Origin of the sequence: Nocardioides oceani (genome assembly GCF_030412965.1) — a bacterium.
Lineage (GTDB): Bacteria > Actinomycetota > Actinomycetes > Propionibacteriales > Nocardioidaceae > Nocardioides > Nocardioides oceani.
In genome coordinates this window covers 1-242 of record NZ_JAUHJQ010000209.1, presented here as the reverse complement: position 1 = coordinate 242, position 242 = coordinate 1, and the positions used below count along the sequence as shown (strand labels likewise).

General features: G+C 78.9%; 1 protein-coding gene. It reads left to right on the top strand.

Translation table 11 applies throughout. The features are described from left to right. Window positions 1-242 (top strand): PUA domain-containing protein (locus QWY28_RS23810; RefSeq protein ID WP_336622436.1); only part of this gene is annotated, 242 nt, incomplete at both ends.

The following is a 242-nucleotide window of genomic DNA, read 5'->3' as shown; positions in this document are numbered from 1 at the left end:
GCCGGCGCGGTCCGCGCGGTCGTCGAGCGGCGCGCCTCGCTGCTGGCCGCCGGGATCACCGCGGTCACCGGGTCCTTCCACGCCGGCGACCCCGTCGACGTCGTCGGGCCCGACGGGGTCCGGGTCGGCCGCGGCCTGGTGAACTTCGACAGCGACGAGCTGCCCGGCCTGCTCGGGCGCTCCTCGGGCGACCTCGCGCGGGAGCTCGGCGCGGCCTACGAGCGGGAGGTCGTCCACCGCGA